This window comes from uncultured Anaerococcus sp., assembly GCF_947253225.1.
GTDB lineage: Bacteria > Bacillota > Clostridia > Tissierellales > Peptoniphilaceae > Anaerococcus.
In genome coordinates this window covers 1-9,713 of the sequence record NZ_CAMXYR010000052.1, presented here as the reverse complement: position 1 = coordinate 9,713, position 9,713 = coordinate 1, and the positions used below count along the sequence as shown (strand labels likewise).

Annotated in this window: 10 protein-coding genes and 1 pseudogene; 9 read left to right on the top strand and 2 right to left on the bottom strand. The window is 35.4% G+C overall.

Annotated elements, in window-relative coordinates:
- From Q0W95_RS06360 to Q0W95_RS06335, 6 genes and pseudogenes are all read left to right on the top strand, one after another.
- A pseudogene (locus Q0W95_RS06360) lies at positions 1-509 on the top strand (electron transfer flavoprotein subunit beta); the annotation flags it as partial.
- 9 nt (positions 510-518) lie between these two features.
- Complete coding sequence (locus Q0W95_RS06355) at positions 519-1,523, top strand: electron transfer flavoprotein subunit alpha/FixB family protein (RefSeq protein ID WP_297791018.1); 1,005 nt, start codon at positions 519-521, stop codon at positions 1,521-1,523.
- A gap of 157 nt (positions 1,524-1,680) precedes the next feature.
- Positions 1,681-2,460: an enoyl-CoA hydratase-related protein gene (locus Q0W95_RS06350; RefSeq protein WP_297791016.1), complete on the top strand. Its 780-nt coding sequence runs from the start codon at positions 1,681-1,683 to the stop codon at positions 2,458-2,460.
- A gap of 51 nt (positions 2,461-2,511) precedes the next feature.
- On the top strand, positions 2,512-3,354 hold the full coding sequence (locus Q0W95_RS06345) for a 3-hydroxybutyryl-CoA dehydrogenase (RefSeq protein WP_297791014.1): 843 nt from the start codon (positions 2,512-2,514) through the stop codon (positions 3,352-3,354).
- A gap of 38 nt (positions 3,355-3,392) precedes the next feature.
- Entirely contained in the window at positions 3,393-4,574 is a 1,182-nt protein-coding gene (locus Q0W95_RS06340; protein ID WP_297791012.1) for an acetyl-CoA C-acetyltransferase, read from the top strand.
- A gap of 157 nt (positions 4,575-4,731) precedes the next feature.
- Positions 4,732-6,075, top strand: a complete 1,344-nt coding sequence (locus Q0W95_RS06335; protein ID WP_297791010.1) for an acetyl-CoA hydrolase/transferase C-terminal domain-containing protein — start codon at positions 4,732-4,734, stop codon at positions 6,073-6,075.
- A gap of 102 nt (positions 6,076-6,177) precedes the next feature.
- Here the strand turns inward: Q0W95_RS06335 and Q0W95_RS06330 are convergent, their stop codons facing one another.
- Both Q0W95_RS06330 and Q0W95_RS06325 read right to left on the bottom strand, forming a co-directional pair.
- A complete protein-coding gene (locus Q0W95_RS06330) occupies positions 6,178-6,861 on the bottom strand; it encodes a hypothetical protein (protein ID WP_297791008.1) in 684 nt (227 codons plus the stop codon).
- Positions 6,846-7,331 carry a YbaK/EbsC family protein gene (locus Q0W95_RS06325; protein ID WP_297791006.1) on the bottom strand — a complete coding sequence of 162 codons (486 nt, stop codon included), beginning with the start codon at positions 7,329-7,331 and terminating at the stop codon, positions 6,846-6,848. The genes Q0W95_RS06330 and Q0W95_RS06325 overlap by 16 nt, the downstream gene beginning before the upstream one ends.
- An 83-nt stretch (positions 7,332-7,414) precedes the next feature.
- Between Q0W95_RS06325 and Q0W95_RS06320 the strand changes: the two genes are divergently transcribed.
- The 3 genes from Q0W95_RS06320 to Q0W95_RS06310 are packed head-to-tail and all read left to right on the top strand — an operon-like array spanning position 7,415 to position 9,568.
- On the top strand, positions 7,415-8,158 hold the full coding sequence (locus Q0W95_RS06320; RefSeq protein ID WP_297791003.1) for a metal-dependent hydrolase: 744 nt from the start codon (positions 7,415-7,417) through the stop codon (positions 8,156-8,158).
- 52 nt (positions 8,159-8,210) lie between these two features.
- Complete coding sequence (locus Q0W95_RS06315) at positions 8,211-8,705, top strand: DUF1836 domain-containing protein (protein ID WP_297791001.1); 495 nt, start codon at positions 8,211-8,213, stop codon at positions 8,703-8,705.
- 8 nt (positions 8,706-8,713) lie between these two features.
- Positions 8,714-9,568 carry a DegV family protein gene (locus tag Q0W95_RS06310; RefSeq protein ID WP_297790998.1) on the top strand — a complete coding sequence of 285 codons (855 nt, stop codon included), beginning with the start codon at positions 8,714-8,716 and terminating at the stop codon, positions 9,566-9,568.
- Positions 9,569-9,713 lie beyond the last annotated feature (145 nt).

Genomic DNA, 9,713 nt, shown 5'->3' with positions numbered 1-9,713 from the left:
TCCTAGCTAATGCTATTAAAGCTGTAGCTGAAAAAGAAGGACAACCTGACTTAGTATTCTGTGGTCTTCAAGCTATTGATGGAGATACAGCTCAAGTAGGACCAGAACTTGCTGAACACTTAGGATTACCACAAGTAACACGTTCTTATACAGCAGAACTTAACGATGAAGGAATCAAAGTTTTACAAGAAGTAGAAGGCGGTTCTCAAAATGTACAATGTGTACTTCCAGCCCTTATAACATTTACAAAATTTGGTGCTGAAGAACTTAGATATCCAAAGATTAAAAACAAACTAAAGGCTAAGAAAGCTGAGATTGGCCAAATTACATTTGATGATCTAGAAGCTACAATAGATAAGACAAAGATTGGTCTTAAAGGTTCTCCAACTAGAGTAGTTAAATCTTACGCTCCAGACAGAACTAAGATTGCAGTTATGTTTGAAGACATGGAAGCAGATGAATTAGCAAGCAAATTGATGGAAGCTCTAGTAGATCAAAAGCTTATTTAAGGGGGAAGTATGACAGATTGTAAAAACCTTTGGGTACTTGTAGAAACTAATGAAGAAGGAAAAGCTGTTAGCGTTGGACTAGAATTACTAAGCCCAGGCAGAAAAATGGCTGATGTTCTACAACAAAAATTATATGCAGTTATCATTGGCGAAAATGTAGCTAATGCAAAAGAAGAAGTTAAAGCTCATGGCGTTGATGGTATCATCACCGTTGAAGGCGAAGAATATAAACAATACAACACAGATATTTATGCAAATGCAGTTTGCAAACTTGTTGAAAAATACAATCCAAATGTAATCCTAATTGGTGCTACAAATGTTGGTAGAGATTTAGGACCAAGAATTTCTTCAAGACTTGGAACAGGACTTACTGCAGACTGTACAGAACTTGACGTAGACTTTGAAACAGGAAATGTTAAATGGACAAGACCTGCTTTCGGTGGTAACTTAATGGCACAAATCCTATGTCCAGATTCAAGACCACAAATGGGTACAGTTCGTCCAGGAGTATTCTCTAAAGAAGAAATCGGAGCAAAAGATGAGATTGAAGAAATCTCTGAAGATATCAAATATGATGGAGAAGTTAGAACTAGAATCCTTGACTTCATTCCAAGAGATGAAGGAGAAGATGTAGATTTGGCTGGAGCTGAATATATCGTTTCTGGTGGTCGTGGACTAGGAGATGCTTCAAACTTCAAATTAGTAGAAGATTTAGCAGAAGCCTTGGGAGCTACAGTTGGTTCATCACGTCCACTTGTAGATGCTGGCTGGATTTCTCACTCTCACCAAGTAGGTCAATCAGGTAAAACTGTAGGACCAAAAGTTTATATCGCAGTAGGTATTTCTGGAGCCATCCAACACTTGGCTGGTATTGGAGCAAGTGATACAATTATTGCTATCAACAAAGACCCGGATGCACCAATCTTTGATATAGCTGATTACGGTATTGTTGGCGACTTATTCGAAGTTGTTCCAAAACTAACTCAATTAATTAAAGAAAGAAAAGCTAACTAGAAGAACTAGTTTTTAGGTAAGAAGCTGCTTAGAAGATGATAGTTTAAAATCTTATATAAACATCATAAGATAAGCAGCTAAATTCTAAGGTTTATTGATAAAAAAATATCAATAACTACATATTCGGCAATCACATATTGCAAATTTAGGAGGCATTATGGAATATAAAACAATTAAGTACACAGTTGATGGTTATATCGGAAGACTTACTATCAATAGACCAGAAGCACTAAATGCACTAAACTCAGAAGTTCTTAATGAATTAAATAGAGTTTTATGCGAAATCAAAGAAAACAAGGACCTTAGAGTTCTAATCCTTACTGGGGAAGGCAGAAGCTTTGTTGCAGGAGCTGATATCAAAGAAATGTCAACCCTTTCTCCACTAGAAGGAAAAGCTTTTGGTAAAAAAGGTCTACAAGTATTTAGAAAGCTTGAGTCTCTTGAAATCCCAACAATAGCTGCTGTTAATGGCTTTGCCCTAGGTGGTGGATGCGAACTAGCTATGAGCTGTGATTTTAGGATTGCAAGCGATAAGGCACTTTTTGGTCAACCTGAAACAGGTCTAGGAATTCTTCCAGGATTTGGTGGAACTCAAAGACTTCAAAGATTGATTGGACCTGGTTTTGCAAAATATCTAATCTATACAAGTCAAAACATTAAAGCAGATAAGGCTCTTGAAATTGGTCTTGTTCAAGAAGTTGTTCCTGCAGAAGAACTTGAAGAAAGAGTAACAAAACTAGCAAACAAAGTTGCTGCTAACGCACCTGTTGCAGTTAGACTTGCTAAAGAAGCTATCAATGTTGGTGGACAAGTTGATATCGACTCAGCCATCAAGGTTGAGGAAAACCTATTCGGTCTTTCATTTGCAACTGAAGATCAAAAAGAAGGAATGAAAGCTTTTATGAATAAAGAAAAAGCTGAGTTCAAGAACAAATAATTGGGTATCTATTAAAATAGGAAAATGTAATCATAAAATAAAGGAGTAATTATGAAAATTGGAGTAATCGGATCAGGAATCATGGGTGGAGGAATTGTAGAAGTAGCTGCAAAATTCCACGAAGTAGTTGTAAGAGATATTAAGGATGAATTCTTAGAAAAAGCTAAAGCTAGAATTGAAAAAGACTATGCTAAATTAGTTTCTAAAGAAAGAATGACTGAAGAAGCTAAACAAAAAGCTATCGCTAACATTTCTTATACAACTGAATTAAAAGATTTGGCAGATTGTGATGTAGTTATTGAAGCTGCAACAGAAAATCCAAAACTTAAAAAAGAAATCTTTAAAGAACTTGATGAAGTTGTTAAAGAAGGTGCAATTCTTGCTTCTAACACATCTTCTCTATCAATTACAGATATTGCTGCTTCAACAAAAAGAGCTGATAAAGTTATTGGTATGCACTTCTTCAATCCAGTTCCAGTTATGAAACTTGTTGAAGTTATCAGAGGTCTTCACACATCAGATGAAACTAATGAAACAATCTTCAAATTAGCTGAAGAATTTGGTAAACAACCAATCGAAGTTAAAGAAGGACCAGGATTTGTTGTAAATAGACTTCTCATCCCAATGATAAATGAAGGTATCGGAGTTCTTGCTGATGGACTTGCAAGTGTTGAAGATATCGATAAGGGTATGCAACTTGGTGCTAATCACCCAATGGGACCTCTTGCTTTGGGAGATTTAATCGGTCTTGATACATGTCTTGCAATCATGGAAGTTCTTTATACAGAATTTGGTGATAGCAAATATAGACCAAGCCCACTATTAAAACAAATGGTTAGAGCAGGAGACCTTGGTAGAAAAACTGGTAAGGGCTTCTACGATTACAGCAAATAAGATTTGGCAAGTTTAACGAAAAGATTTAAGGAGATAATATGACAAGAAAAGTAGTAATAGCAAGTGCAGCAAGAACACCAGTTGGTGCTTATGGTGGAGCATTCAAAACAGTTACAGCTAGAGAATTAGGAGCAGTAGCAGCTAAAGAAGCAATCAAAAGAGCAGGTATTAAACCAGAAGATATAGATGAATCAATTTTAGGCTGTGTACTTCAAGCAGGTAATGGTCAAAATATCGCTCGTCAAATCTCTCTTGATGCAGGTATTCCAATAGAAAAACCAGCAATGACTCTAAACATCGTTTGCGGTTCAGGACTTAGAAGCGTATCTTTAGCAGCTCAAATGATTCTTGCAGGAGACTGTGATGTAGTTCTAGCTGGTGGTACAGAATCAATGTCTAACGCTCCATACCTCTTAACAGATGAGAGATGGGGAGCTAGAATGGGAGATAAAAAAGTTGTCGATGAGATGATCAAAGACGGACTTTGGGATGCTTTCAATGACTACCACATGGGAGTTACTGCTGAAAATATAGCAGAAAAATTCTCTCTATCAAGAGAAGAACAAGATGAACTTGCTGCAGGAAGTCAACAAAAAGCTGCTAAGGCTAGAGCTGAAGGAAGGTTCAAAGATGAAATCGTCCCAGTTGAAGTTAAAGGTAGAAAAGGCAAAGTAACTGTAGTCGATACAGACGAATACATCAAAGAAGGTGTTACTAAAGAAAGCATTTCTGGTCTAAAACCAGCTTTTATCAAAGACGGTACAGTTACAGCTGCTAACGCCTCTGGTATCAATGATGGTGCCGCTTGCCTAGTAGTAATGAGCGAAGAAAAAGCTAAAGAACTTGGTGTAAAACCACTTGCAACAATTGTAAGCTATGCAACAGAAGGTGTTGATCCAAAAATCATGGGTACAGGCCCAATCCCTTCAGTAAGAAAAGCTCTTGAAAAAGCTAACCTAACACTTGCAGACATCGACCTAATTGAAGCAAACGAAGCATTCGCTGCTCAAGCTTTATCAGTAATCAAAGAACTTGGTTTAAATACTGATATAGTAAACGTAAATGGTGGAGCTATTGCAATTGGTCACCCTGTAGGAGCTAGTGGAGCTAGAATTCTTACAACACTTTTATATGAAATGCAAAAGAGAGACTCTAAGAAAGGTATCGCTACCCTATGTATAGGTGGTGGTATGGGAACTGCATTAGTAGTTGAAAGATAATCATACTTTATCAATAAAGGGTGTAGACTTACACCCTTTTAATTTTACAAACTTTGATTATCAAATGAAAAATGATAAATTTTATCAATTGTAGAATAATACAAAAAAATTTGGGTATAATATAGAGTGAAAACGATTTAATGTAAAGGGGTTTTAAATGGATTTTGAAAAATTATATCAAGAAAAATTAATAACTGCTAAAGAAGCAGCAGGTCTCGTAAAAAGTGGCGACTGGGTAGAAATGGGCTGGGGAGCCTTGGTACCAGTTGATTTTGATAAGGCTCTAGCAGCTAGAGTTGATGAACTGAAAGATGTCAAAATTAGAAGTGGTGTGGTACCTTACAACCCATATGTAGGTCAAGCTGATAGTACAGGTGAACACTTTATCTATCATTCTTGGCACTCAACTGGTCCAGAAAGAAACTTAATTAATAACAATCCATATGGTGCGTTTTTTATACCAATAAAATATTCTGAAGTTGAGAGATACATAGCAGAAAATGCACCAAAAGCAGCAGTTTCTGTTATTCAAGTTTCTCCAATGGATAAACATGGCAACTTTAACTTCGGTCTATCAGCATCTCATGCTATGACATCATTTGAAAATTCAGAAAAGGTTGTTCTTGAAATAAACAAAAATGTTCCTGTTGGTCTTGGTGGCTTTAGAAACTATGTAAATATCAAGGATGTGGATTATGTATACGAATCTTCAAACTACGATATGCTAACAATTCCTAGTGCTAAATTTGGTGAGGAAGAACTAAAGGTTGCAGATTATGTTGTTAAAAATTTAAGAGATGGGGATACTCTCCAACTTGGAATTGGTGGTCTTCCAAACGCTATCGGTTCTCAAATAGCTAAGTCTGACTTAAAAGACCTCGGAGTTCACTCAGAAATGTATGTAGATGCCTTCATGGAAATGGCTAAAGCTGGTAGAATCACTGGTAAAAAGAAAAATATCAACCCAGGCAGACAAACTTATGCTTTTGCAGCAGGTTCTCAAGAAATGTATGACTATATTGATGGAAATGAAGAATTGATGGCTTGCCCAGTTTCCTATGTAAATGATATAGACGTAATAGCAGCTCACGACAACTATGTATCAATAAACACAGTTCTCGAAGTAGACCTCTGGGGACAAATTTCTGCTGAGTCTGCTGGAACTAGACATATATCAGGAGCAGGTGGAGCTTTAGATTTTGTTCTTGGTGCTTATAGGTCAAAGGGAGGTAGGTCTTTTATCGCTCTTAAATCATCAAGGGTAAACAAGGAAGGAAAGAGAATTTCTAACATAGTTCCAACCTTTAAACCAGGAACTCAAGCTACTGCAGTAAGGAGCAACACTCACTACATCGCTACAGAACAAGGTATTGTAAACTTCAAGGGCTTGTCAACTTGGCAAGCAGCAGAAGCTCTAGTAGGTCTTGCTCATCCAGACAACAGAGAAGAACTAATCAAAGAAGCAGAAAAGCTTGGAATTTGGAGAAAATCTAATAAGTAATTAAATCTAATAAGTAATTAAATCAAATACAAGTAAAAAAGCCTCGCAATCTGCGAGGTTTTCTAGTTAAATAAATAGGCTATTTGTTATCTAAAAGACTTTCTATTCATTCGCCCTCTTTAGTGTGTTAATTCTATCGTATATTGGCCTAAGATAGGATACTTCTTCCTCATATCTTTCCATCAAACCTTCAAACAAAATCAAATCCCGAACTAGCACATATTTAGATAAGTAGAAGGCTTGGATGCCATTGGCAAGGATTGACCTTCTACCATTGATAACTATATCATCTCTAATTTCTTGGAAGTAAGCTAATAATTTACTTGAATTTTCCTTCTCAAGTATTAATTTCTCAAGTAAAAAATCCAGAGCTAAGATATAATCATCCTTTAAAGGATTGATAGTGAAAGTTATAAATTTATCTTCTCCAAGGTAGATATCTTCTAGGATAGGATTATTTTTGTAGAAATCTCTGTATTTTTCCTCATTAAAAGTAAAAAAATTAGGATAGAGTCCGTAAGGGAAACTAGACTTATCTATTTGTTTCCTAAAAAAACTCAATTCGTCCGAAGAAGAATCAAAAGTTGCTATTAAAATTGGAGATAAAATAACCAAAAGTCTTAATCTATCCAGTTTTTCATCAGCTGGGATAAGAAATTTTATCTCCCTTAATTTATTCTCAGGAAAATCTTTCGTAGTCTTTAGCTGGGTCTTGAGCGCTAAGGTTTCATCATAGGAAAAAGTTTGTGAAAAATCATTAAAGATCCTAACTAATTTTCTTGACATACATCCCCATACATTCCCTTACTAGCTTTAATAAAGTCATCAGGATTAAGTTTTAGTCCATGGCCAACCTTGCCAGCAGATACCTTAATTATAGGGTGGTTTTTGGCTTCTATATCAAGGACAACTGGAAAGTCTTTTTTCATAGCTAGGGCTGTAGTCGCCCCTCTTTCATAGCCCACAGTTTTCTTTAAATCTTTGAGGTGAACCATAGACAGGCTCTTTACATTAACAACTTTGCTGGCCTTCTTGAAATCAATAGAGCTTGCAGCAGGTATTACAAAAATAAAAACTTCATTGTCTTTGCTAGTTGTAGCTAGTGTTTTATAGACTATATTTGCATCTTCATGGGTCTTTTTAGCTATATCAACTGCTGAAGTGAACTCGCCATTAAGGTCGTAGTCAACATGCTCGTAAGCTATATTTAATCTATCTAATATTCTCATTGCATTTGTTTTGATTTCTTTTTTCATATAACCTTCTTTCAAAATTATTATACGATAATTTATAAATTGGCAAGAATGGGTATATATTTCCTAGAGTAAGGGAGTTTTGTATGAATGATGAGATAATAGTAAATTTTGTAGCTGGAAATTGTTATAGTTTGGAAATAGATGACTACTTTCTAGTCTTTGATTATGACAGGGGAGTTCTTAATATACCAGATGATAAAAAAACTATATTTTTTGCAACAAGCAAGGAAGATGGCCACTATAGTCCAGAAATATTAAAGGTTGCAAATATGGATGATTTCACCTATGTGTTAAGCGCAGATATTGCCTATAGCAAGAAAGACAACAATGTAATATATCTAAAAGATAATAAACTTTCAATAGAAAGTCTAAAGAACCTTTATCAAGCAAAAAATGTTCACTTTGTAGAAAGAGATTCTTACCTAAGGCTTGGCAAGGAAGTAGATGTTACTTCTTATAGTCAAGATCAAGGAGGGGTGTCCTTTTTTGTTAGGGTTTGCGGATTCAATATATTCTATGGGGGAGATTCCTACTTGCTTGATAATAATATTGATAAGGAAAATATTTTTAATTATCTTTATAGAATTTATGATGATTATGAGGAAATTGACATTGCCTTTTTGCCACTCTTAGATAAAAATGGGGGTAAAATTTATAATAGGGCAAAAGCCTTCAATGAAATTCTCCAACCACAAATATTTTTTCCGACGAATTTTTCAGAGGATAAGGAAGTTAGTAGGGCCTTTGTAGCCTATAGCGAAGGAGAGGACACAGATATTAGGTGGATTGAAGAGGATAATCAAGAATTTGTTATAGATTTAGAGTAAGAACAGCTAGTAACAAAAACTAGATAGTGGTATAATTATCTGAGGATAAGTTATGCAAGAGATAAAACAATTAAGAGATTTAAAACTTCCAACTTGGGAAGACATACCTAATGAAGGTATCTACATGACAGAAGTTATAAACTTTCTAGGCAGAAGTATAAAACCCCTATTTATTGGTGATGAAAATCCTATTTCACCATCTATGATAAACAATTATGTTAAACTTTCCTACATAAAAGAGCCTATTAACAAAAAATATTACAGGGAGTCCTTGGCACAGATTATAGCGATTGGGCTTTTCAAGCAAGTAATGTCAATTGAGGAGATATCCAAAGGGGTAAGTATAGAAATAGATACCTTTGGTATTAAAGAAGTTTATGATAATTTTGTTGATATTTTCACTAAAAGCAAGGAAGCGGTGCTCAAGCAGGGTGATGATATAAGTATAAATTTCATAAGCAAGGACCACCATGACAAGGTCTTGTACTTGTTGACCCTGTCCCTCTTTACTAAATTATACACAAGGATTACTTTGAAGAATCGTTAGGAGATATTATGGAAAAAATAGCAATAGTAGTTGATTCTGGAGCGGATATTTCTCCGAAATTGGCTGAAGAAAAAGGGATGTACTATTTGCCTTTATATATTAATATAGAGGGAGAGTTTCTAAAAGATAGGATAGATATAAGTCCTGAAGATTTTTACGCTTACATAAAAAGAGAAAATTACTTGCCAAAAACAAGCCTTCCAGCGCCTGGTGACGTTATAAGTCTTATAGAAAGGCTAAAGGAAGACGGATATGATAAGGTGATTATTATATGTATAGGAAGCAAGTTCTCTGGCACATATAACCTATGTGATATGCTTGAAGTTGAAGGAATTGAGACCTATGCTTTTGACAGTAGGAATTTAACACTTGCAGAGGGATTTTTGGCCTTTTATGCCAAGAAACTCATAGATGAGGGTAGGACATTTGACCAGGTAAAAGAGGGACTTGAGAATATCCGCACCAACTCTAGGGTGTTTTTCACGATAGAATCCTTCAAATATATAGTTGAAGGAGGGAGAGTTCCTAAAACTTTCGGAAAAATTTCTGATGCTATTTCTGTAAAACCTCTTATTACAGTTGACCCAGAAGAAGGAAAGTTCAAACTTGTAAAACTTGTTCGTGGAGAAAAGAAAATCTTCAAGCAATTTTATAAGCTTGCCTTGGAAAATCTTGAAGGGGCGAAGAACTACTATATGTTCATAGCACATGGAGATAGCCAAGATATGGCAGCAAAGCTTGAGGAAACCTTAAGAGATATAATTGAAGGAGCAAGTCTTTTTATAAAAGACCAAATATCCCCAACTCTTGGTGCAAACACAGGTCCAGGTCTTGTGGGCTTCGGTTTTCTAAAAATAGACTAGAATTGAGCCAGGCTTAGGCCTGGTAAAATTAAACCAGCAATCTAGTTTTCAAAACTATATGCTTTAATAAATAATATCTTTAAAAAAGATTAACTTTTCGTTAAAAAAGTGATAAAATTATCTTAATCATACGAGGTGATTAATA

Bases quoted from the DNA above. Each gene is read 5' to 3' on its own strand.
- Q0W95_RS06310 (WP_297790998.1), top strand. From the start codon at position 8,714: ATGGAAAAAATAGCAATAGTAGTTGATTCTGGAGCGGATATTTCTCCG.
- Q0W95_RS06355 (WP_297791018.1), top strand. From the start codon at position 519: ATGACAGATTGTAAAAACCTTTGGGTACTTGTAGAAACTAATGAAGAA.
- Q0W95_RS06340 (WP_297791012.1), top strand. From the start codon at position 3,393: ATGACAAGAAAAGTAGTAATAGCAAGTGCAGCAAGAACACCAGTTGGT.
- Q0W95_RS06320 (WP_297791003.1), top strand. From the start codon at position 7,415: ATGAATGATGAGATAATAGTAAATTTTGTAGCTGGAAATTGTTATAGT.
- Q0W95_RS06325 (WP_297791006.1), bottom strand. From the start codon at position 7,331: ATGAAAAAAGAAATCAAAACAAATGCAATGAGAATATTAGATAGATTA.
- Q0W95_RS06345 (WP_297791014.1), top strand. From the start codon at position 2,512: ATGAAAATTGGAGTAATCGGATCAGGAATCATGGGTGGAGGAATTGTA.
- Q0W95_RS06350 (WP_297791016.1), top strand. From the start codon at position 1,681: ATGGAATATAAAACAATTAAGTACACAGTTGATGGTTATATCGGAAGA.
- Q0W95_RS06335 (WP_297791010.1), top strand. From the start codon at position 4,732: ATGGATTTTGAAAAATTATATCAAGAAAAATTAATAACTGCTAAAGAA.
- Q0W95_RS06315 (WP_297791001.1), top strand. From the start codon at position 8,211: ATGCAAGAGATAAAACAATTAAGAGATTTAAAACTTCCAACTTGGGAA.
- Q0W95_RS06330 (WP_297791008.1), bottom strand. From the start codon at position 6,861: ATGTCAAGAAAATTAGTTAGGATCTTTAATGATTTTTCACAAACTTTT.